The organism is Dorea longicatena, assembly GCF_024168045.1.
Classification (GTDB): Bacteria; Bacillota; Clostridia; order Lachnospirales; family Lachnospiraceae; genus Dorea_A.
Map to the genome: position 1 here is coordinate 2236099 of NZ_CP100126.1, position 23902 is coordinate 2260000.

Consider the following 23902-nt stretch of genomic DNA (forward strand, 5'->3'; position numbering starts at 1 on the left):
AAGTTCTATCGGAGAGTCAATTCTAAAGGGTTAAGTGCTTAAAGGTTCTGGCAAGCGGAAGGTTACACTTCCGGGCATTTCATTTATTAATATCCGCTGCCAGTCACGACTTGAAGGAAACAATAGATAAGGATTATTGTGAATGTGGAATGCCATTAGAAACAGTTAGAGAGTCAGAAGCACCGTTAAAGGAACGAAGCGAACGTGTTTGAGGCGAACGCCGAGTTTGAGCGTAGTTCCTTTGCTTTTAGGTGATTCTGGCTCTCTTAGTGTTTCTTATGGTATGGAACCTGAACAAGAAGCCTTATCTATTGTTTCCTTCAAGGACTGAGAGGCCGCTTCCCCAGTTAATAAATTAAATCCCAATTGCGCTACGGTGGTCAGCTTTCAATGAGTGGATCTAGCTCTGCCCTACAGCATCTCTATAAATGCCGCAATACGGGTATTCAGCTGTCCGATATCAGCCTGTGAGTAGTCTGTCTCTACATTGATATACGGGATTCCTTTCTTCTCATTTACAAATTTGCGGATAGAGAGTGACTCAACATTATATGTATGACAGGCCTGAAGTGTCATCTCTACAACTCCGTCTACCTTGAATTCATCGATCAGGCGGTCAAGGAGATCCAGTCTGTTTGGATTCGGTGTCATAACGGAACATCCGATATTCAGATAACGTCTTGCCAGTGCATCATATACATCCGAATTCTCTTCGTCAACTAATTTATCGAAAGATTTTGCTCCGTTGCAATTCTCGAACGCTACTACAACTCCACCATTGTCTTCTACTGCACGGATCACTTTCTCGGTTGCTCCTCCGATCGGGCATCCGGTGATCAGAATACGAGGCATCTTATCAAGTCTCTTTCCTTCTTCATATTCTTTTTCAATCTTCTCTCTCATTGCTTCGATCTCTGCCGGAATTGCTTTACGGTCAAACTTGAATCCGCTTCCGTATAATACTTTGAACAGGTCACCGCCTTTGATCGGTGCAGGGTCAAGTGTCATAACGTGATACAGCTCTTTCATAGCTTTTCTTACTTTATTTTCTTCTTTTACAGCCTCTAATACAGCTTCATCTGTAATCTCTACGTCGAATTTCTTTTCCAGATATTTTTTGAAACGGATCAGCTCACTCTTCCACAGCTGTAATGCCATCTCACTCTGTGTATTTGGCAGTTCCATCACAAATACATCTTTGAAATCTGACATATACTCATACATTTTCTTCTTTCCGTCACAGGTTGTCTCCCCAACAACTACATCTGAGAAATAGAAGAATGGACATTTATCAGTCTTGGCAAATCCATAGCTTGATTTGATCAATGGACATAAGTTCTTTGGCAGGTCTTTCTCTGCATCCGGAATGGTCTCATCGGATACAGAACATAAGCCTACCGTAACTGCTCCCATTGCTCTTGCGATCTCTGCCGGAAAATAAGTACAATATGCTCCGACAACCGGAACTCCCTGATCCTTTAATCCTTTCATTGCCATAAATGATTTCTGACGCTGCTCGGCAAATTCTTCGAACACTTCCGGCAGTTCTTTAATTAACTCCATATTAAAATTCCTCCGTATTTTTCCTGATTTTTTGATAAATTTTTCATAAGACTATCATACCACTCACACTTCATTTTACCTAATAGGAAATATTAATAAATCGGTTCATTCTATCATTTTTATCTATAATCATCATTTGTTTTCTCTATGATAACGTACAAAGCTATATTATTTTTGATAATCCTCTGTATTTTCCATCCGGTAATCTGTTACAATATCGATAAATGCTACACGAACTATATAATGTCTTATGGAGGTTTTCGATATGAATCCAAAAATATATTTTGACAATGGCAGCACATCCTGGCCGAAAGCACCCCAAGTTGCCTCTTCTATGTCAGAACTTTTAGAATCCGGCGCCTTCAATATCAACCGGGGAAATTATGAAGGTGCGTATGAGCTGGAAAGTCTGGTGCTTCTCACACGTATGCAGCTCGCCAGACTTTTTCATGCACCGGATTCCAGACATGTCATATTCACACCGGGAATCACTTATTCCCTGAATTATCTGATCAAAGGTCTCCTGAGACCCGGAGATCACGTACTGGTCAGCAGCCTGGAACATAATGCCGTGATGCGTCCGCTCTGCCAGCTTGCTTCACAGGACATTCATTACACGATGATCCCTGCTGAAACAGATGGTACAACGCAACCGGAATCTGTCGAAGCACTGATCCGCCCGGAGACAAAAGCAGTCATCATGCTTCATGCTTCCAATGTATGCGGAACCATTCTGCCGATCCGGGAGATTGGTGATATCTGCCGGCGTCATCATCTGTTCTTTGCCGTAGACACTGCACAGAGTGCCGGTTCTGTCGATATCGATATGCAGGAATGTAATATTGATTTTCTTGCTTTTACCGGACACAAGGGTCTGCTTGGTCCCCAGGGTATCGGCGGCTTTCTGATATCGGAAGCACTGGATCATGAACTGACGCCTCTGATCGCAGGCGGAACCGGAAGCCAGTCGGATTCACTCCTTATGCCGGACTATCTCCCGGACAAGTACGAAAGCGGTACCATGAATCTTCCGGGTATCATCGGACTTCACGCTGCCCTGACTTATCTGGAAGAAGCAGGCATTCCGGCTATCCATCAGAAGAAAATGGAACTGACCGGATATTTTCTTAAAAGAATACAGGAAATCCCACAGGCACATATTGCGGGAAAACAGACGATTCAGAACCGGCTTGCTGTCGTCTCTCTTGATTTTCCGGAGTATGATAATGCCGAGATTGCATTTTCCCTGGAACAGGATTACGGGATCATGACAAGAGTCGGTCTTCATTGTGCTCCGATGGCACATCAGGCCCTGCATACCATGCCACATGGAACCATCCGTTTTGCCTTCAGCCACTTCAATACCACAGAAGAAATTGACTGCTGCATCGACGGGTTGCGAGAATTATTCTCAGTATAGAATTTACAAATATATCTTATCGAACTTGTGAATTATCTATAACCAATTCCTCCGGTATGCATTGCCCTGACCTTCCAAACGTGTTACGGTTATTTTATCGATAACATCGGATCAATTACACTATAAGGAGGTATTTTAAAATGGCTGATTATCGTAAAATGTGGGAAGAACTTGGGATGGATGTAGACCTGCATGACCAGCTCTGCGCAGTACTGCCGCAGGCATTCGGGGATGTATTTTTATCACAGGAAAACCGTCCAGATTCTATGGACTATTATAATATGGTGGTTGCCGATATTCATGGTATCCGTCCTGCGGAACTGATCGAACATCAGAAAAAAGGCGGGAAGGTATTCGGTACATTCTGTGTATATGTACCGGATGAAATCGTATTCGCAGCAGATGCCATTGCTACCGGATTATGTGGCGGATCCCAGTTCTGGGTTCCTGGCGGAGAGAAAGTCCTGCCTGCCAATACCTGTCCACTGATCAAGGCATCTGTCGGTGCACGTCTTGACCGTACCTGTCCATTCTTCCGTATCGCAGATATGTTCATTGGGGAGACAACCTGCGATGGTAAGAAGAAAGCATGGGAGATTCTTTCTAAAGATGTACCGTTACATGTCATGGATCTTCCACAAATGAAGCGTGCCAAAGATATCCGGGCCTGGGCAGAAGAAATCGAGACATTTAAGAATGTCGTGGAAAAATTTACCGGAAATGAAGTAACTGCTGAAAAACTGGCAGAAAGCATTACATTAATTAATAATAAACGAAAAGCCCTGGAACGTCTTTACAACCTGCGTAAGAATGAGAATCTTCCGATCAGCGGATGTGATGTGCTTCTGATCTCTCAGATTGCATTCTATGATGATCCTGCAAGATTTACACAGATGACAAATAAGTTATGCGACGAGCTGGATCAGAGAGTGAAAGACGGTGTGAGTGTTGTCCCTGCCGGAACCAAACGTATCATGCTGACCGGAACTCCTCTTGCAATTCCAAACTGGAAGCTTCATAATATTGTAGAGACCAGCGGAGCAGCGATCGTCTGTGAAGAGATGTGTACAGGAACCAGATATTTCGAAAATCTTGTTGATGAAAGCAAGACAACCCTGGAAGACCAGTACATGGCTCTGGCCGAAAGATACATGAAGATCAATTGTGCATGCTTTACACCGAATGAAGGACGTATCGATGACATCTTACGTCTTGCAAAAGAATACAAAGTTGATGGTATCATTGATGTGAACCTTAAGTTCTGTAACCTGTATGATACCGAGGGATATTCCGTAGAGAAAGCAATGAAAGAAGCCGGAATCCCTGTTCTTGGAATCGAAACTGATTACACTGACAGCGATGCCGGACAGCTTCGTACCAGAATCAGTGCATTTATCGAAATGTTAGATAATAAATAAGTAACCGAGGTAACAGATCATGCAAAAGATACAGCATTATGTATTATTTCCCAACCATGACAACGGGATGCGTCTGTATGGGATATTAAAAGAAGCCGGTATCAAGGCCACCATCGCTCCTACGCCGCGCGCAGCCAGTAAGTGCTGCGGCATCTCACTGCTCGTCAGAGAAGAGGATCTGGAAGCGATCCGGAAATTCATCGACGAGAATCATATTGAGATCTTGAAAATTGCCGCCATTGAACGGGATATTAATCCACGGCGGGACAGATATTGTTAAAAAATTAGTGTTAAGCGAGGAAAGAATTTATGAATTATATTGGAATTGATATCGGATCTACCGCATCCAAAGTTGCTGTAAAAGGAGATCACGATCTACATTTTGTACTGCCGACCGGATGGAGCAGCAAAGAAACCTGCCAGACGATCAAAGACCGTTTATTAGAAGATGGTATTGATGTGTTATCGGACGATTCGAAAGTTGTCGCAACCGGATATGGCCGTGTTGCCGTAGATTTTGCTGATCATGTTATCACAGAGATTACCTGCCATGCAAGAGGCGGCCGTGAGATGGCCGGTGATGAATGTGCAATTATCGATGTCGGCGGACAGGATACCAAGATCATCCTGGTGTCCGGCGGTATGGTGCAGGACTTCCAGATGAATGATAAGTGCTCTGCCGGAACCGGTAAATTCCTGGAGATTATGGCAAATCGCCTGGGCGTTACGCTGCAGGAACTGTTTGATATGGCGGATAAAGGAACTGTTCTTCCGATCAGTTCCCTGTGTACGGTATTTGCCGAATCTGAGGTCATCAACTATATCGGTGAGGGACAGAAGCGGGAAGATATCGCAGCCGGTGTTGTAGATTCAGTTGCAAACAAGGTGGCTCAGCTTGCCATGAAGAAAAACCTGCCGGAGAAAGTGATCCTGACAGGAGGACTCAGTAACAGCACCTATTTTACAAAGATTCTCTCACAGAAACTTGGACAGACTGTATCACCTACCGAACACGGAAGATATGCGGGTGCACTTGGTGCCGCACTCCTTGCAAAGGAAAAGAAAAAAAGATAATACAAAAATAACGCAGAACCGGATTTATGATTTCAGAAAATCCGGTTCTGGTTTTTTTTGTATACATAGATTGACATACCTTTTCTGCCTTTTTATAATGAACAACGGAGACGGTATCTGTCCCTGACAGAACCATACTCAGAACTGAAGCACTGGAATCTCATAATTTTCAACAAAAATGAGCTTATATTTTTAGGAAATAAGACTCAGGACCAGATGTATTCTGGCTGATTTTTTTCCTTAAAAGGAAAGGATATATGAGATGACACTTGAATTATTAAAAGGAAAGATCCACCGCGCTACTGTCATTCAGGCAGAACTTGATTATGTAGGAAGCATTACGGTGGATGAAGCATTACTGGAGGCTGCTGGAATTCTCGAATATGAGAAAGTCCAGATCGTTGATGTAAACAACGGAAGCCGTTTCGAAACGTACACCATCAGCGGACAGCGTGGCAGTGGAATGATCTGCTTAAACGGAGCTGCTGCAAGATGTGTCAGTACCGGAGATAAGATCATCATCATGGCTTACGGACAGTATACGCCGGATGAAGCAAAAGAACACAAACCTGCGGTTGTATTCGTAGATGAGGAGAACAAGGTAAGCCGCGTGACCAATTATGAACGTCACGGACTATTAAAAGACATGGAATAAAAAGATACTCAATTATAATAACGTATTTTTTGCATGAAACCACCTGAGATCACAGTGTATTCAGAAGAGAACTCTCCGAATTATAACGAATAAAGGAGAATACCAATGCAGGTAACTAACACAATTGAAAAAACAAGAGAACTCGTAAATAACTGGAAAAAAGAAGGTAAGACCATCGGTCTTGTCCCTACTATGGGATATCTACATGAGGGGCATGCCAGTCTGATCCGTCGCTGCCGCGAGGAAAATGATATCGTTGTTGTATCTGATTTCGTCAATCCGACACAGTTTGGACCGAATGAAGATCTGGAAGCTTATCCAAGAGACTTTGACCGCGACAGTGCACTTTGTGAAAGCATCGGAGCAGATCTGATCTTCTGTCCGTCACCGGCGGAAATGTATCATGATCCACACGCATTTGTCAGTATCGATACTTTATCTGATACGCTGTGCGGCAAGACGCGTCCGATCCATTTCAAAGGAGTGTGTACCGTTGTATCAAAGTTATTTAACATCGTAAAACCGGACCGTGCTTACTTTGGACAGAAAGATGCACAGCAGCTTGCTATCATCCGCAAAATGGTTCTGGATCTGAACTTTGATATCCAGATTGTCGGATGCCCGATTGTACGTGAAGAAGACGGACTTGCCAAATCTTCCCGTAATACATACTTAAGCTGCGAAGAACGCAAAGCTGCCCTCTGCCTTTCAAAAGCTGTAAAGAAAGGTCAGGAACTGATCCGGAATGGTATTGCCGCATCTGAAGTATTAGAACCAATGTGTGAAATCATAAACAGTGAACCGCTGGCACGTATTGATTACGTATCCATGGTCGATGCACTCAGCATGCAGCCTGTTGACTCCGTAAATGCTGATGTCCTGGTTGCTATGGCCGTTTACATCGGAAAGACACGACTCATCGACAATTTCAGTTACGAGGTATAAGATATGGAGCATGTTACAAATGCATTATCACGGCTCAGCTCTGTTCTTACCAAATATATTGGAATGATTATTATCTGCTTTTCTGTCATTGCCTTCTTCTGGCGTGATGGATTTGCATGGACTACAAACTATACTTCGATCTTTCTCGGCGTTGCCATGTTCGGCATGGGACTGACTATTCATATCGGAGATTTTAAAGTGGTATTTACCAGACCCAAAGAGATCATTATCGGATTTGTCGCACAATATACGATTATGCCGCTGATCGCATGGGGACTCTCGGTCCTCCTTCATCTGCCATCGGATATCGCACTTGGTGTCATCCTGGTCGGATGCTGCCCCGGCGGAACTGCCAGCAATGTGATTACTTATATCGCAGGTGGTGATGTTGCACTTTCTGTTGGCATGACAATCACTTCAACTCTGGCAGCACCGGTTATGACGCCGCTTTTGGTATATCTACTTGCCGGCGCATGGGTTCAGGTATCTTTTCCCGGGATGGTGATCTCGGTTGTAAAAGTCGTACTGATCCCGGTTCTTCTGGGTATCCTTCTCCGTAGACTGATCGGCAGACATATTGAGAAATTATCCGGCATCCTTCCGCTGATCTCCGTTGTATCCATCGTCATGATCATCAGCGGAATCGTCGCAGTAAATGCGGAAAAAATCATGACATCCGGATTCCTCGTACTCTGTATCGTTATCTTACATAATCTTGCAGGTATGGGACTTGGATTACTTGCCGGACGCATCTTCCATGTGGAATATGACAAAGCAACTGCCCTTGCGATTGAAGTCGGTATGCAGAACAGCGGTCTTGCTATCACACTCGCCACCGCAAACTTTGCTGCAAACCCATTTGCCACACTGCCTGGAGCAATCTTCAGTGTATGGCACAATATTTCAGGCTCTTTATTCGCAAGTCTCCGGCGCAGCGGAAGGTATAAGATAAAGGAACAAATAGCAAAAGCAGAGCATGTAATTTAATATATACAGCAAAAACCTCCTGTGAATGGAACATATCTAATTCCATCCACAGGAGGTTTTTTTATGCCTCTTTACATTACCAACGTACCAATCAGATGCACGATAAATGCTGCGATCCACGCAACCATACATTGTCCCAGCACCACATATGCCGCCCATTTTGCGCCAAGTTCTCTCTTGATTGATGCAATAGCCGCAACACATGGTGTATACAACAGACAGAAGACCAAAAGGCTTGCTGCTGCCACCGGCGTAATTGCTCCCGTCAGTTCTGCCGTACTTCCAAAGAGTACCGAAAGCGTAGATACCACACTTTCCTTTGCCATAAATCCTGTGATCAGTGCAGTAGAAATCTTCCAGTTTCCGAAACCAAGCGGAAGGAATACCGGTGCAATGATTCCTGCCACAACTGCCAGGATACTGTCCTTGGAATCTGCTACCACATTCATGTGTAAGTTAAATGTCTGCAGGAACCAGATGATAATTGTTGCAAAGAAGATTACGGTAAATGCTCTCTGCAAAAAGTCCTTTGCTTTTTCCCACAGAAGCTGCCCTACATTCTTTGCTCCCGGCATACGGTAATTCGGAAGTTCCATGACAAACGGTACGGCTTCACCTTTGAACATCGTTCCTCTTAAAAGCAGCGCCATCAGGATTCCCATCAGTATTCCACCAAAATATAACGCTACCATCACTACTGCTCCTTGTTTTGGGAAAAATGCTGCCGTAAAAAATGCATAAATCGGGAGTTTCGCCGAGCAGCTCATAAATGGTGTCAGAAGGATCGTCATCTTACGGTCTCTCTCCGAAGGCAGTGTCCTGCTCGCCATAACACCGGGAACCGTACATCCGAATCCTACCAGCATCGGTACGATACTCCGTCCGGAAAGTCCGATCTTACGGAGTAATTTATCCATCACAAATGCAACTCTTGCCATATATCCGCTGTCTTCCAGAATGGACAGGAAAAAGAATAAGGTAACGATAACCGGAAGGAAACTTAACACACTTCCCACACCGTTAAAGATTCCATCGATTACCAGCGAATGAATAACGGAATTGACATTCCAGGATGTCAACGCACCATCTACCAGATTCGTAAGTGCAGAGATTCCCATATCCAGCAGATTCGACAACGCAGCTCCGATCACATTAAATGTCAGCCAGAATACAGCCGCCATAATTGCAACAAAGCATGGAATAGCTGTATATTTTCCCGTCAGGATCTTATCCATCTTCGCACTTCGCAGATGTTCCTTGCTTTCTTTCGGCTTCACAACCGTAGCATCACAGATCTTCTCAATAAATGTAAAACGCATATCTGCAATTGCTGCGGACCGGTCAAGTCCACGTTCCTGTTCCATCTGCTTTACAATATGCTCCAGAAGCTGTTTTTCATTCTCATCCAGCTTGAGCTGTTCCAGGATCAGTTCATCCCCTTCTGCCAGTTTGCATGCCGCAAATCTTACCGGAATGTCTGCCTTCTTTGCATGATCCTCGATCAGATGCATGATCCCGTGCAGGCATCTGTGTACTGCCCCGCCATGGTCATCTGCATCACAGAAATCCTGTCTCCCCGGACTTTCCTGATATTTTGCCACATGCACGGCATGCTCGATCAGTTCGCCAATTCCTTCATTCTTCGCAGCCGATATTGGAATAACCGGTATTCCAAGTTCCTGCTCCATCTCATTTACCAGAATCGAACCGCCGTTGTCCCGCACCTCATCCATCATATTCAGTGCCAAAACCATAGGAATATCCAGCTCCATCAGCTGCATGGTCAGATACAGGTTCCGCTCAATATTGGTTGCATCCACGATATTGATGATTCCCTTTGGATGCTCATTTAACACAAAGTTCCTGGTCACAATCTCTTCACTGGAATACGGCGACATAGAGTAGATTCCCGGCAGATCTGTCACCAGGGTATCACTGTGTTCCTTGATCACTCCATCTTTACGGTCAACTGTCACTCCCGGGAAATTTCCCACATGCTGATTAGAGCCGGTCAGCTGGTTGAACAGTGTCGTCTTTCCGCAATTCTGATTTCCTGCCAGTGCAAATGTCAGTGTTGTTCCATCCGGCAGTGGATTCTCATCTGCTTTTTCATGATATTTTCCACCTTCTCCAAGTCCCGGATGATCAATCTTCTCTTTCGGAATCTGATTCTTAATCTTAATCTCATCACGGACATCTGTAATCTCTATCTTTTCCGCATCTGCAAGCCTGAGTGTCAGTTCATAACTATGGATACGAAGTTCCACCGGATCACCCATTGGTGCGTATTTTACCATGGTAACGTCTGCCCCCGGAATAAGTCCCATATCCAGAAAATGCTGTCTCAATGCACCTTCTCCACCTACGACTGTCAATGTTGCACTTTTGCCGATTGGTAATTCTTTTAATGTCATCGTCTGTACTTCCTTCCAAATTTATCTACAGGCAGTGGTATTATTTCCACTGTTACTGATAATTTTTCTCAACTCGTAAGGTTAGTATAGACTTATCGATAATTTTTGTCAATAACAACGGGGACAGGAAATTTGGCTTTTTATCTGTCCCTCATGGATCTTTCTGATGCTAGATACCTCGTTTTTCTAACATTGACAAATATGAATCCCTTACTGTCTCTGTCTTTTCGCATCCCAACATTCTCATTAGCTCATATATCATATCCAATCCACCTGCTCGTTCTTCTTCTTTTGCAACAATTATTTCCAATTCCAGAAAGTTACCCAGATTCTCTACCTTATCTGCAGCCGCTATCATATGATCTTTTATATAATAACCTCTTGTCTTCTTCACTCTGCAAGACGCTGGATAAAATTCAAGTTCTTTAAGAATGTCTTCCATCTTTTCCGGCTCATAGATATCAATCTCTGTTTCTTTCCTGGTCATGGATACCTGATCTAATTTCGGTCCTTTGCAGTTAAGCTGTGCTTTTACTTCTCCCGTATCCAGATTCTCCGTCTTACGGATGCGCAGTGCCTTGTCCTTCTTCCGCATATCATAGTGATCGCTTGTAAAATAAGTATCCGTCTCTACAACAGTTTTCTGATATATGAACCCTGTTTCAAGCAATTTTTGCTTTATCTTTTCTATATTTTCAATGGGTATTTTTACCTCTACTTCTATCATCTTTTTAATGCCTCCGATGATTCTGTTTTCCGCGCTTAGACGATTTCCAGAAATACATCCACTTCCCCGCCACAGACCATACCTTCTTCTTCGGCTTCATTTCCGGTCATGTCTACATGGCAGATCCTTGCCTGTTCTCCCTCTCCTGCTGCCATAAGTCTGGCAATCTGGATGACTCTTGCTTCCATACATCCGCCGCCGATCGTCCCAACGCAGCGGCCATCTCTGTATATCAGCATTTTGGTTCCCAGCCCCTGTGGTGCGGAACCATGTCTGGTAATGATCGTTGCCATTATCTTCTTTTCCGGATACGGTTCCTGAGCAGTCAGCGCACGCATAATTTCTTTGGAATATCCATAAGTCCGTTTCTTCCTGTTCTTTACTTCAATAATCTCTGCAATAATTGCCACTCCGATCTCTGCCGGTGTCTGCGCTCCGATATCCAGACCGATCGGTGTATACACTGCATCCAGCACCTCCTGATCCACGCCTTTTTCCGCCAGACTTTGTTTTACCAGTGCTGTTCTTCTGCGGCTTCCGATCATACCGATATAGGCATGCTCTTTTGCGGCTATTTTCTCCAGACAGATTTGGTCATACCGGTGTCCTCTCGTCAGGATCACAAAATACGTATCCGCACTTCCCTGTATCTTGTCCAGTGCTTCTTCGAATGGTTCGCAGATAACCTGTGACGCCCCGGCCAGTCTTGCATGATCCGCATACATCGGACGATCTTCCAGTACAATTACCTCACAGTCCATCATCACTGCCATTTTAATCACCGGAATCGACACATGACCGGCACCACAGATCACAATCTGTTTTTCCTGTCCCAATGTATCGCAAAATACTTTCTCATTTCCAATATAGGTGATTCCACTTTCTGTAATATTCTTTATCTCATCTGTATATCCATGAAAATAACCATTTTTCCTGCTTTCCCAGACAATTTTTCCATCTATGACCAGTGCCTTTTCAGAAATGCATCTGCCTCCCAGCAAAGTAAGCACCCTGCGTTCGGCCTGTCCTTCACTTTCCTGAATTGCTTCCATTAATTCCGTCATTCTACTTTCCATAATAGTTTCCTTTCCCACTATCTTTCTTCTGCATTCTATTGTAAAATTGAATGTACAATAAGTCAATGAACGGAAATGTTCTGAAAGGAGGGATTTTATGAATCCCACAAAAGAATTCAGAGATTATCTAATCTCGCAGGGTGCTGCTTTGGTCGGAATTGGGGATCTGACCGCAGTTCCATCTTCTGACTACCCGGTCGGTATTGCAGTCGCAATCCCGTTACCGAAACACGTCATCAAAGGTCTTCAGCTTGCTCCAACAAGAGAATACTACGAACTTTATAATTCTTTGAGTGACAAACTGAACACCATCGTAACTGCCGGTGCGAAATACCTGACTGACAAAGGCTATCATGCTTATGCCCGGACGACAGACCAGAAAATGACAGATTCAGATAACTGTATTCCATTGTCACATCAAACGATTGCCACCCGAGCCGGTCTCGGCTGGATCGGTAAAAACAACCGGCTGGTGACACCGCAATATGGATCTGCCGTAAGGATTTCTTCTCTTCTGACCGATGCCCCGCTGACCTGCGATGCTCCGGTTACACGCTCTCAGTGCGGTGCCTGTCATGCCTGTGTCAGATATTGCCCGGCACATGCCCTGAAAAATACTTTGTGGCGTCCCGGCATACCTCGTGAAAATATCATAGCCATCTCCACGTGTCATAAGAAATGCCGTGAGATCATGCAAAAAAGCACGGGGATTGATGCAGATCTGTGTGGAAAATGCTTTGCAGTCTGCACTTATACGAGGCAGTATTTGAAGCAGTGCCGGGATGTGTAAGATGTGTTGTTTTTGGGATTTAATTTATCAACTGGGGAAGCGGCCTCTCAGTCCTTGAAGGAAATGTTAATAAATTTTAAAAAAATGACCGATGCCAAGCGTATCAGTCATTTTTTAGCTTTTCTATCTCCATTGCCAACAGAATTCCTTCACATTCCATTCCGTCTTTTTCATCCAGATCCAACAGTTCATTAATCCGTGCAATTCTTGGCAACAATGTATTCCGGTGAATCCTAAGTCTTGCGGCCGTCTGTGCAACATTTCGTTTCATCCGGAGATACCAGTACAATGTCTCATAAAGTTCTTTTCCTGTTTTCCGGTCCTCTTCTTTCAGAATTTCTAACTCTTCCATATATACTTTTTCCTGTCCCAGATGTTCACTGATACAGTCGATTGCAAGTTCATGGTAATAATTCTCTACAAGTATTACCGATTCTTTCTGTTTCTGCCTTGAAGCTATATTCATCACCTGCCACTGAAGCTGCCTGTTCTCTTCTTTTTTCTCACAGTCTGGAAATCCATTTCCAATTATCACTTTTCCATCTACATCTGCCATAGATTTCCGGCATATATCAATTACACAGTTTCGGGCTTCTTTTCCTTCCATTCCTGACAGGAATAATTCGTTATCCTGCATCTGCCGCAATTTCAGTCCTGCTATTATTTTTTTCTCTCCGATCTGTTTTGCAAGCTCTTGTCCGATATGTATAAGGTCTTTTGATTCTTCTGCCATAATCCACATATAATCTGGAATTTCTCTTTCTTCTGTCTCACGGCTATTGTCTCTCATATGATAACTTTTTGCCAAAAGCTCCAACAGTTCTTCTACATTTTCCTTACTGACATCATCCGGAACAACTGCCATTACAACACCATTCTTCTCTGACAGCTTATATTCCATCCTTTTATTGTTTTCCTGCTCTGCTTCTTCCCTGCTGATCCCGATCCAATCTTCTACCTCTTGTTCACCGGCCTTTATGCCTACCGGAATATGCGTATATTTCCATATCTCTTCCAGAATTTCCTTTCCTGACTTTTGCTCCGTTAGTCCCGTCAGTACAATCTTATAACAATAATTGATATCTATACGTTTTTCTGTCTCCGTCTGGATCATTTCCAAAAATGCTGTCAGTCTGGTAGCAATCTGCCCCTGATCTGCAGTAGAATAATCCGTATCAATGGCAATATATGGCAGATGTTTCTCTTCTGTTACAAATTTTCTGATATAAACAGACTCCGCCCCTGTTGCATGACATCCGGTCAGTATCATCTCTACCACTCCGTCTACATGATATTCCTCTATGATCTCACCGATCAGATCGATCCGGTTATCGTTCGGCGTCATGATCGAACATCCTGTTGACAGATATTTTCTGGCAATAGCCTCGTAAATGTCTTCACAGTCTTCCTCCACCGGACTCCCCAGTGTCCGCACACCACTGCAGTTTTCAATTGCCACAACAACTCCGCCATTATCTTCTATCGCACGGATCACTTTCAGGCTGTCCCCGCCAATCGGGCACCCTGTCACCAGTATTCTCGGCCGCTTTTCCAGATGCTTTCCCTGTCTGTATTCTGTCATGATCTTATCGATCACTTCTTTCACCACGCCTGGAGTCGTCGCAAAATCGAACCTGTATTTGCTTCCCTGGACCATCTTCTGGATATCCTCCCCCCTTACCGGTACCGGATCCAGTTTCATCACTTCGCAAAGATTTTTCAAAGAGGTACGGATCTGGTTATTCAAATGTACGGCATCACGGATCATCTCTTCTGTAATTACCATATGAAAGAACTCTTCCAGATATTCTTTCGTCCGGATGATCTCACTCTTCCAGAAAGCAAGTCCTCTTTCAGACTGACTGTTCGGAAGTTCCATTACATGAACAGGTTTGAACTCTGCCATCAGCTCATACATCTTCTTTTTTCCGTCACAGGTCGTCTCTCCGATCACAAGATCAGCAAAATGAAAAAACGGACATCTGTCACTGATTGCAAATCCATAACTGGATTTTACCAGCGGACACATACTTTTCGGCAGATCGCGTTCCGCAGCCGTGATCGTCTCATTGGAAAAAGAGCAAAGACCTACCGGGATTGCTCCCGCTGCCATTGCAAGTTCTGTCGGGAAATAGGCACAATACATTCCTATAACCGGAATTCCCTTATCCTTATATTCTTTTATTTCCAGAAATGCTTCTCTCTTTTTTTCTCCAAACTCTTCAAATATCTCTGGTAAATCCTGCACCAGTTTCATATATGCTCTCCTTACTTTTGCCTTTTCTCATCTTGTCTCGATATATCATACATCATCATAAATGCCAGCAATTCCCTTGCTGTTTCGTTATCATTGATATCAGCTTCTATACATTCCCTGATCTGCTTTAACCGGTAGACCAATGTATTTCTGTGAATATGAAGGCTGTCTGCTGCCATTGTTACATTATTTTCATTCAACAAATATACCTTTAATGTATAGTAGAGCTCCGTATTATTCTCTCGGTCTTCCTGAAGCAGCCGTAACAATCGGTAATCACTTAATCCCGCTTCTTTAAAGAGCGGTGTTGTATATGTGTAAAGTCCCTGTACCGACCATTCCTTTTCCCGTTTCATAACCGGGTCATTTTCCAGTCCGTTTACCATAGACATGCGTTTTAACAACTCGTACTTTGTAACACATCTGTCTAATTTCCCAAATGGTTCACTGATGCTGCATCCAATCTTTTTTTCCATGATCTTCTGGTAAATTTCTTCCGTATTTTTCGCTCTTAATCCATAAAATAATATCTGGATCCTGTCTGTCTCTTCGCAGATACAATATCTGTCCCATATTTCTTTTATCCACAATACATTCTTTTCCTGAATATCCTTTTTTAACATTAATACTTCTATGCATTGTCCTGTCCATATTTTTTCTGTCTGCTGGATCCCATCTGCTTTCCCGTGAAACAGACTCCAGGCAAGTATGGCTTCGCGCATCGGTTGTAAAACCATCGTCTCTTTTACCACATCTTCAAACTGATGCCTTACTGCCTGTCCGATCACACTTCCCAATTCTTCAAAAAACCGCCGGGACTCCTCTTCACTATATAGAATAACTACATATCCAGCTAACCTTCCCATTGTTTCAACAGGTTGAAGTATAAGCTGATGTTCTTTCGTATCAGCTTCCTGGCAAAATTTTTTATAGTCTGAAAATGTCACATGCTTCCATCTGATGGATTCGCTGCCATCCTGTTCACAGGTATGCGAATATGCCAGGATTTTTCCTGTCCCTGACACAAATATTACTTTCGCACCTGTATATTCATTTATCTTTTCTGCAATACTTTTTAATACTGGTTTTTCCAGCATTGCTTCAAAAATTATTTTATAACAGACTTCAATCTCGTACATATCTTCTTCACTCCATATACAGATATTTTCTCGTAGAAAATTATTTCTGTCAAATAGAAAATCATATGCCAGTGATTTCGTCTTATTGATAATTTCTATAACTATTTTCTCACTAAATTCGCAATCAGTGCATTGACACCAATCTCTACATTCTCTTTTGATGTTGCGAGATTCATTCTTATAAATGCAGCAAACCGTTCTCCACCGAACCAGTCACCGAAATCAACGGCCAAGCGGCATTTCTTCTGGATTACTTCTTTCATCTCATCTGCTCTTACATATGCTTCAAGATTAATCCAGCACAGATATGTTCCTTCCAATGGAGTTACAACTGCCTCTGGAAGTTTTTCTGCAAGTTCTGCTTTCAGGTACTGATAATTCTCTTCAATCTGATCCAATACCAGTGTCAGCCATTCATTGCCTCCTGCATATGCAGCCTGAGCTGCAACATAACCAAAAGCATTTCCTCCCAGTACTCTGTTGCCTTTTACATAAGCATCCCACTTTTCCTGAAGTTTTTCATCCGGAATGATCACCATAGAATTCTGTGCACCCGCAATATTGAATGTCTTCGATGCAGCTACGATCGATACCATAATATCATCATACTCTCCGGTTGACAAAGATGGGATATGCTTATTCTCTCCAAATACCAGATCCTGATGGATCTCATCTGATATAATATACACTTGATGCGCTCTGCAGATTTCAAAAAGCCGCTTTAACTCTTCTTTTTTCCATACTCTTCCCGCCGGATTATGTGGTGAACACAAAATAAATAATTTCACCTGATGATCTGTGATCTTTTTCTCAAAATCATCGAAATCAATCGAGTATTCTCCATTCTCGTTCTTAAGATCGGAACAGATTAAATTTCTGTGATTGTTCTTTACTGCGTCTAAAAACGGATAGTATACCGGTGTATTTACAATTACCGCATCATTTTCTTCTGTCAGAATCTGCAACAGCCAGTGGAATCCTGCTACAACTCCCGGTGAAAACCGGATCCATTCTTTTTTCACTTCATATCCGTGATGCTCCCTCTCCCAGTCAATGAATGCCTGATAATAAGCATCCGGAATCTTATAATACCCATACACTCCGGATTCCACATATTCCCTAAGTGCGCTGACTACACACTCCGGTACACGAAAGTCCATATCTGCCACCCACATTGCGTGAAGTCCTTCTTCTCCGAACATTTTCTGCTGTCCGTCCCATTTATTACAGTTTGTATTTCTTCGATCTACATAAACCAGCTTTTCCATTCTGATACCTCTCCTGTTCTTTTTAATTTTCCTTCAGTTCTCCCATACAGCCGTGAATCGCAATATTAGCAAATGTGGCAGCCGCTCCTGCCAGTACCGTATCATCAAACTGATATTCCGGACTGTGCAGACCCGGAATTGCTTCTTTCTCTTCCGGTTTAATTCCAATAAACATATAGACCGCCGGAACACGACAGCTATATTCTGCAAAATTTTCTCCGCCAAGATTATCTTCTTCTATAATATAAACATTTTCCTTTCCAAGTACATCGGCTACTGACTTTTTCACTCCGTTTAATAATTCCGGAGCGTTCTTTACACTTCCCCCGTGAATCCTGATATCTGCCTGATAAGAAGTTCCGTATACCTGGCAGATTCCTTTTATCTCTTTTTCCAGTTCTGTTTTCATTTTTTCCAGAACTTCTCTTTTTACGGCTCTCATCGTTCCGCCAAATACGCAGTCCTGCGGAATAATATTTCTCACATTCACATCCCCTGCCTGCATATAAGTAACTGACATGATCTTAGGCTCTGTTCCACCGATCGTACGTGTCAATATTGCCGGAATATGCTGGTAAATCTCATTCGCTGCCGCAATCGGATCAATCGTCTGCTCCGGCCATGATGCATGCCCCTTCTTTCCAATAATTCTGACTTTAAAATCTCCCACACAGCCAAATGCATAGCGTCTCACGATTCCGATCTTACCACTCTCTACAGACGGCCATCCATGTGCGGCAAATGCCATATCCATCTTCGGATCTTCCAGTACTTTATCTTCTTCTATCATCGTATCCGCGCCAAGTCCGACTTCTTCCCCCGGCTGAAATGCGAATCTTATGCATCCACCGAATTCATCTGTCAACTGTGCCAGAATCTTTGCCGCACCGATCAGCCATGTCGCATGTCCGTCGTGTCCGCATGCATGCATACGTCCGTCATGCCTGGACTTGTAAGTGCTTTCCACTTTTTCTTCCAGTGGAAGCGCATCTATATCCGCCCGCAGCAAAACATTTTTCCCATTCTCTTTCTTCCCCTGAAGTTCTGCGATCAGACCATACCCACCGGCAGCATGTTCTCTTATCTTAAGCCCCGGGATCTTATGTAATTCACGGCTGATGATCTCGTGTGTCTTTGGAAGGTCGATTCCAAGCTCCGGATACTGATGCAGTTCTCTTCTGATGCGGATCAGTTCCGGTTCTGTCTCTTTTGCAATTTGTCTTATCTTATCATTTATATTACTCATTGTACCAACTCCTCAAAAAAGGCCTGCACAAACCCTGTGCAGACCTTTCAGCCATTCTATTTACGATTAACAAAATTCAGGAACTGCTGAAGTCTTTGATTCTCTGGATGATCGATGATTTCTTCCGGTCTTCCATCGGCTGCAATTCTTCCTCCGTCCATGAACAGGATTCTGCTTGCTACTTCTCTTGCAAATCCAATCTCATGCGTAACCAAAATCATTGTCGTTCCTTCTTCGGCAAGAGATTTAATCGTATTCAGTACTTCTCCTACCAGTTCCGGATCCAATGCCGATGTCGGCTCATCAAATAATACCACATTCGGATTTACTGCAAGTGCTCTTGCAATTCCAACTCTCTGCTGTTGCCCTCCGGACAGTTTCGATGGGTAAAAGTCCTTTCTTTCACTCATTCCTACCTTATCCAGCAATTCTAACGCAATTTTTTCCGCCTCTGCCTTTGACTTTTTTTGTACAACGGTCAGCGCTTCCATTACATTTTCTAATGCAGTCTTATTCTTGAAAAGATTATATCCCTGAAATACCATGGAAGAATGTTTTCTCAATTCTATTACATCCTTCTTTGTATGGTTCTGTGCATCTACCGTTACATCACCAATTGTTATTTTTCCCTTTGTCGGTACTGTCAGGTAATTCAGACATCTGAGTAATGTAGATTTACCAGTTCCCGAAGGTCCTAAAATTGCAATCACTTCATTCTTATTGATTGTCAGATTGATATCTTCTAATACTTTTGTATTTTCATCAAATTCTTTATATAAATGTTCAACCTTAACCAACTGTGTTTCTGTTCCCATACGTTTTAATCTTCCTGACTTTTCTTATTTCTGGATTAATTTTGTCATATCAGCATACATCCATTTTTCAGTAATCTTTGCTACTGTTCCGTCATCTAACATATCCTGGATCACATCATCTAATTCTTTTGTCAGTTTATCTCCGTCATCTGTTTTTTGGAGGAAATAAGCTACATTATTTGCCAGAAGCTGTTCATCAAAGAAACGGAATTTTGCATCTGTATTGTTATGTGTAAATGCGTTTACATTTGTTGTTGTATTCGCATATGCATCAATTCTTCCAAGTTTCAGATCGTTCATACCTACAGCACTGTCTTCATAAAGTTTTACTGTAAATCCTTTTTCTTTCGCCATGTCTTCGATGATTGTCTGTGCAGCCTGTCCGTTTGTACATCCTACAGTCTTTCCTTTTAAATCATCAGATGTCTTGTAATCAGAATCATCATTTACGATAATGCACTGTGAATCTCCGTAGTATGGGATTGTTGCATTATATTTGTCTGTTCTTTCTTCTTTTACCGCAAGGCAGTTTGCAACTACATCAGCACGTCCTGTATCCAGTTCTCCCCACATAGCATCGAAAGAAGCCTGTTTTACTTCTACTTCCCATCCGGTACGTTTTTCAATTTCATCCCACATCTCTGCGTCGATACCTGTCCATTTTCCATCATCAGAAATAAGGCTGTATGGTTCTCCTGTTCCAGATGTAACAACTGTTACTTTCTTTCCGGAATCTTTTTTGTCATCACTCTTAGACTCTGAACTTGCTTTTTTATCTGAATCATCAGATTTGGCATTGCTTCCGCATCCTGCAACAGTTCCTACTGTCATCATAGTTACTAATAAAGCAGCTAATACACGTTTTTTCATAATACTTAATCTCCTCTTTTTCATATAAATGATAATGTATCTATCTTAATGGGGTTGTTCCATTTAAGATCTTGTCTTAATACATATTTGCACATTTCTTTTCTAATAATTTGTGTAAGATTCCAAGCACAAATATAATCAGCCAGTACACCAGCATAACGGCAGCATAAATTTCAAAATATCTGAACGTTCTGGCTCCCTCAATCTTGGCAGCTCCCATGATATCCGGTACACCAAGCATAAATGCAAGCGAAGTCATCTTGATCAGGTTAATGATGTCGTTAAAAAGCGGCGGTAATGCCACACGTACAGCCTGTGGAATTACGATTCTCGTAACCAGCTGAAAATTCGTCATTCCCAGTGAATATGCAGCTTCTTTCTGTCCTTCATCAACGGATAATAATGCTCCTCTGATACTTTCTGACATAAAAGCTCCCATATTAAAACTCATAACTACCGCTACAGCGATAAGTGGTGTCATATTTCTTACAAATGCACTGTATAATGCAATTCCATAATAGAAGAAATACAACTGTGCTACGACCGGTGTACCTCGCATAATGGATACATACACTCTTGTCAGCTGATACAATACCGGAATTTTGTAATAACCGATGATTGCAATAATGACTCCCACGATCAGTGCAAATATTGTCGCAGCTATCGTTAATTCAAATGTAATATTAACTTTACTTGCAATAATCGGCAGGACTTCCAAAAAATAACTTACTTTAAACATTTCACCTACTCCAGACCTGTTATTTCTATTCCTAACAAATTAACATTTTAACATCTTCAAATTATTTTTCATCGTCATTGTCCTACAAAGCATTTGTTAATTTTTGTATCTTTCGCACATATTCTATAAGTATTATGATTTATAGAAGTTTTCTATATATTTTTCTTTAAGTAAATGTTTTCTTATGATTGTTGTGTATTCCTTCTTATTCTATATGATACTCCCTTAGTTTTTTCCTGCGTTCTTTATAATCCGGCATATACTTCTCTACCACATTCCAAAATGCATTCGAATGGTTCATCTCTTTTCTGTGTGCCAATTCATGCACCACTACATAATCAACCAGTTCTTTTGGCACAAATAACAACCGATTATTAAAATTCAGATTTCCATTGCTGCTACAGCTTCCCCATCGTGTTTTCTGGTTACGCATAGATATCCTTCCATATGTAATACCCATTATTTTTGCATAATATTCAACTTGCCCTTCTATATACTGTCTGATCTTCGCTTTTCCTTCTTTTGTCTCGATCGGTGGAAGACCTGACATATCATCCCGATTGTTTCCAGACAGACTCCATTCCTGCCGCTTTCTTATAATCCATGCTTCATGTTCCCGGATAAATCTTTCTATAATCTCTCTTGGTGCCCGCATTGGAACTCTTGCATTTACTGTACTATCATATTTCACTTCTAACCCCAGTGTCTTCCTTTTTGATCGTATAATCGGAATCTCTATTGTTTCATTATCTGTTTGTAAAATGTATTTCATATTATTTATCCTTCTCATTCATTATAAAGTACTCTTTTATAACATAAAAAGACAGAAATCAAATCGATTTCTGTCTTTAACTCCCCGAGTTGGGTTCGAACCAACGACCCTTCGGTTAACAGCCGAATGCTCTACCACTGAGCTATCGAGGAATACTTATATAGTATAAACCCTTTTGTCTTTTTTGACAAGGGCTTTTACTTACTTTTTTATTTTATGTACCTTCAAAACTGCATACAAGAAATATTTTCTTCATCCTACCTATCACCTTGCTTGGTCATGCCCTCGACCGATTAGTATCAGTCAGCTCCATGCATTACTGCACTTCCACCTCTGACCTATCTACCTCGTCGTCTTCAAGGGGTCTTACTACTTACGTAGGGATATCTCATCTTGAGGGGGGCTTCACGCTTAGATGCCTTCAGCGTTTATCCCGTCCCGGCTTGGCTACTCTGCCATGCACTTGGTATGCAACAGATACACCAGCGGCCAGTCCATCCCGGTCCTCTCGTACTAAGGACAGCTCCTCTCAAATATCCTACGCCCACGCCGGATAGGGACCGAACTGTCTCACGACGTTCTGAACCCAGCTCGCGTACCGCTTTAATGGGCGAACAGCCCAACCCTTGGGACCTACTTCAGCCCCAGGATGCGATGAGCCGACATCGAGGTGCCAAACCACTCCGTCGATGTGAACTCTTGGGAGTGATAAGCCTGTTATCCCCAGGGTAGCTTTTATCCGTTGAGCGATGGCAATCCCACTTTATACCACCGGATCACTAAGTCCTACTTTCGTACCTGCTCCACCCGTCGGTGTCGCAGTCAAGCTCCCTTCTGCCTTTGCACTCTTCGAATGGTTTCCGTCCATTCTGAGGGAACCTTTGAGCGCCTCCGATACCCTTTCGGAGGCGACCGCCCCAGTCAAACTCCCCACCTGACATTGTCCCCCGACCAGTTCATGGTCGCTGGTTAGAAATCCAATACTGCAAGGGTGGTATCCCAACAGCGGCTCCGTGACAACTGGCGTTATCACTTCCTAGCCTCCCACCTATCCTGTACATGCAATACCGAATCCCAGTATCAAGCTGGAGTAAAGCTCCATGGGGTCTTTCCGTCCTGGCGCAGGTAACCAGCATCTTCACTGGTATTTCAATTTCACCGGGTGCATTGTTGAGACAGTGCCCAAATCATTACGCCTTTCGTGCGGGTCGGAACTTACCCGACAAGGAATTTCGCTACCTTAGGACCGTTATAGTTACGGCCGCCGTTTACTGGGGCTTAAATTCAAAGCTTCGCGTTGCCGCTAACCTCTCCTCTTAACCTTCCAGCACCGGGCAGGCGTCAGCCCATATACTTCACCTTACGGTTTTGCATAGACCTGTGTTTTTGCTAAACAGTTGCTTGGGCCAATTCTCTGCGGCCAGCTCTCGCTGGCACTCCTTCTCCCGAAGTTACGGAGTCATTTTGCCGAGTTCCTTAACAATGCTTCTCCCGTCGGCCTTAGGATTCTCTCCTCATCCACCTGTGTCGGTTTACGGTACGGGCTTAAGTAAAACAATAGCGGCTTTTCTTGACGCATGGCTCACACACTTCCCTACTCTTAATTCGGTCCGCATCACGTCTTCGGATTGATGAACGGATTTGCCTATTCATCTCCTACCTCGCTTGCACCGGCTTTTCCATTTCCGGCTTGTGCTCTCCACACGTGTCCCCACAGTTCTGTTTAC

General features: G+C 43.0%; 20 protein-coding genes, 1 tRNA gene and 1 rRNA gene (1 of these 22 cut by a window edge). 8 read left to right on the forward strand and 14 right to left on the reverse strand.

Annotated features, from left to right (window positions below):
- Positions 1-411: 411 nt before the first annotated feature.
- Positions 412-1563: a double-cubane-cluster-containing anaerobic reductase gene (locus tag NKF87_RS10545; protein WP_117598497.1), complete on the reverse strand. Its 1152-nt coding sequence runs from the start codon at positions 1561-1563 to the stop codon at positions 412-414.
- 265 nt (positions 1564-1828) lie between these two features.
- On the opposite strand from NKF87_RS10545, the gene NKF87_RS10550 reads away from it, so the two are divergent.
- The 7 genes from NKF87_RS10550 to NKF87_RS10580 all read left to right on the forward strand — a co-directional run bounded on the left by NKF87_RS10550 (position 1829) and on the right by NKF87_RS10580 (position 8062).
- Positions 1829-2983, forward strand: coding sequence for an aminotransferase class V-fold PLP-dependent enzyme (locus NKF87_RS10550; protein WP_117598496.1), 1155 nt, complete (start codon positions 1829-1831; stop codon positions 2981-2983).
- 140 nt (positions 2984-3123) lie between these two features.
- Positions 3124-4401, forward strand: coding sequence for a double-cubane-cluster-containing anaerobic reductase (locus NKF87_RS10555; RefSeq protein ID WP_028086763.1), 1278 nt, complete (start codon positions 3124-3126; stop codon positions 4399-4401).
- A gap of 19 nt (positions 4402-4420) precedes the next feature.
- Positions 4421-4681 (forward strand): DUF3343 domain-containing protein, encoded by a 261-nt coding sequence (locus NKF87_RS10560; RefSeq protein WP_117598495.1) that lies wholly within the window; start codon positions 4421-4423, stop codon positions 4679-4681.
- Positions 4682-4710: 29 nt separating this feature from the next.
- Positions 4711-5475: an acyl-CoA dehydratase activase gene (locus NKF87_RS10565; RefSeq protein ID WP_117598494.1), complete on the forward strand. Its 765-nt coding sequence runs from the start codon at positions 4711-4713 to the stop codon at positions 5473-5475.
- 262 nt (positions 5476-5737) lie between these two features.
- Entirely contained in the window at positions 5738-6130 is a 393-nt protein-coding gene (gene panD, locus NKF87_RS10570) for an aspartate 1-decarboxylase (protein WP_022415072.1), read from the forward strand.
- Between the two features lie 105 nt (positions 6131-6235).
- Complete coding sequence (gene panC, locus NKF87_RS10575) at positions 6236-7075, forward strand: pantoate--beta-alanine ligase (RefSeq protein ID WP_117598493.1); 840 nt, start codon at positions 6236-6238, stop codon at positions 7073-7075.
- A 3-nt stretch (positions 7076-7078) separates the two neighbouring features.
- Complete coding sequence (locus tag NKF87_RS10580) at positions 7079-8062, forward strand: bile acid:sodium symporter family protein (RefSeq protein WP_117598492.1); 984 nt, start codon at positions 7079-7081, stop codon at positions 8060-8062.
- A 71-nt stretch (positions 8063-8133) separates the two neighbouring features.
- Here NKF87_RS10580 and feoB read toward each other — a convergent pair whose 3' ends face one another.
- The 3 genes from feoB to NKF87_RS10595 form a co-directional block, all read right to left on the reverse strand.
- Entirely contained in the window at positions 8134-10476 is a 2343-nt protein-coding gene (gene feoB, locus NKF87_RS10585; RefSeq protein WP_055282819.1) for a ferrous iron transport protein B, read from the reverse strand.
- 169 nt (positions 10477-10645) lie between these two features.
- Entirely contained in the window at positions 10646-11203 is a 558-nt protein-coding gene (cyaB, locus tag NKF87_RS10590) for a class IV adenylate cyclase (RefSeq protein ID WP_117598491.1), read from the reverse strand.
- Between the two features lie 35 nt (positions 11204-11238).
- Positions 11239-12279 (reverse strand): XdhC family protein, encoded by a 1041-nt coding sequence (locus tag NKF87_RS10595; RefSeq protein ID WP_117598490.1) that lies wholly within the window; start codon positions 12277-12279, stop codon positions 11239-11241.
- Between the two features lie 97 nt (positions 12280-12376).
- On the opposite strand from NKF87_RS10595, the gene NKF87_RS10600 reads away from it, so the two are divergent.
- Positions 12377-13069 (forward strand): 4Fe-4S double cluster binding domain-containing protein, encoded by a 693-nt coding sequence (locus tag NKF87_RS10600; protein ID WP_117598489.1) that lies wholly within the window; start codon positions 12377-12379, stop codon positions 13067-13069.
- A gap of 103 nt (positions 13070-13172) precedes the next feature.
- On the opposite strand, the gene NKF87_RS14345 is transcribed toward NKF87_RS10600, so the two are convergent.
- The 10 genes from NKF87_RS14345 to NKF87_RS10655 all read right to left on the reverse strand — a co-directional run.
- The gene (locus tag NKF87_RS14345; protein WP_117598488.1) at positions 13173-15326 is read right to left on the reverse strand and encodes a double-cubane-cluster-containing anaerobic reductase; all 2154 of its coding nucleotides are present in this window, start codon (positions 15324-15326) and stop codon (positions 13173-13175) included.
- A gap of 11 nt (positions 15327-15337) precedes the next feature.
- The gene (locus tag NKF87_RS10615; RefSeq protein WP_117598487.1) at positions 15338-16465 is read right to left on the reverse strand and encodes a helix-turn-helix domain-containing protein; all 1128 of its coding nucleotides are present in this window, start codon (positions 16463-16465) and stop codon (positions 15338-15340) included.
- Positions 16466-16566: 101 nt separating this feature from the next.
- Positions 16567-17733: a MalY/PatB family protein gene (locus NKF87_RS10620; protein ID WP_117598486.1), complete on the reverse strand. Its 1167-nt coding sequence runs from the start codon at positions 17731-17733 to the stop codon at positions 16567-16569.
- A gap of 22 nt (positions 17734-17755) precedes the next feature.
- On the reverse strand, positions 17756-18979 hold the full coding sequence (locus tag NKF87_RS10625) for a M20 metallopeptidase family protein (RefSeq protein ID WP_117598485.1): 1224 nt from the start codon (positions 18977-18979) through the stop codon (positions 17756-17758).
- A 56-nt stretch (positions 18980-19035) separates the two neighbouring features.
- The gene (locus NKF87_RS10630) at positions 19036-19776 is read right to left on the reverse strand and encodes an amino acid ABC transporter ATP-binding protein (RefSeq protein WP_044920574.1); all 741 of its coding nucleotides are present in this window, start codon (positions 19774-19776) and stop codon (positions 19036-19038) included.
- Positions 19777-19818: 42 nt separating this feature from the next.
- On the reverse strand, positions 19819-20664 hold the full coding sequence (locus NKF87_RS10635) for a transporter substrate-binding domain-containing protein (RefSeq protein ID WP_044920568.1): 846 nt from the start codon (positions 20662-20664) through the stop codon (positions 19819-19821).
- Between the two features lie 76 nt (positions 20665-20740).
- On the reverse strand, positions 20741-21403 hold the full coding sequence (locus NKF87_RS10640) for an amino acid ABC transporter permease (RefSeq protein ID WP_028086778.1): 663 nt from the start codon (positions 21401-21403) through the stop codon (positions 20741-20743).
- A gap of 205 nt (positions 21404-21608) precedes the next feature.
- A complete protein-coding gene (locus NKF87_RS10645) occupies positions 21609-22175 on the reverse strand; it encodes a M48 family metallopeptidase (protein WP_117598484.1) in 567 nt (188 codons plus the stop codon).
- Between the two features lie 80 nt (positions 22176-22255).
- Positions 22256-22327, reverse strand: a tRNA-Asn gene (locus NKF87_RS10650).
- Between the two features lie 121 nt (positions 22328-22448).
- A 23S ribosomal RNA gene (locus NKF87_RS10655) occupies positions 22449-23902 on the reverse strand (it continues 1439 nt past the right edge of the window).